Annotated in this window: 1 protein-coding gene; it reads left to right on the top strand. The window is 38.8% G+C overall.

The genetic code is table 11. The annotated features are described in order from the left end of the window. The coding region (locus R0K30_RS23440) for a hypothetical protein (protein WP_410613419.1) at positions 1-237 on the top strand (237 nt) is incomplete at both ends.

Here is a 237-nt window from a genome sequence, read left to right on the forward strand (position 1 = left end):
GGTGATTGGATTATTATCGATGGCGACGACAAGTCTGTAGCCGCTGATAACTTCTGTCATGAAGTCCTGCATGCCATGCAAGCCTCACTGGTAAGTAGTCGCAAAAGTAATCCTAATGCTAAAAAATCTCAATCTAAGAAGAAAAAATCTCAGTCAAATGCTGAAAAAAAGCCCTTTAAGCCTGTCAAGATACCTAAAAAATTGACTGACATAGACGACTCAAAAATCAGTAAGTCT

Source organism: Bacillus sp. SIMBA_154 (assembly GCF_046536015.1).
GTDB lineage: Bacteria > Bacillota > Bacilli > Bacillales > Bacillaceae > Bacillus > Bacillus pumilus_P.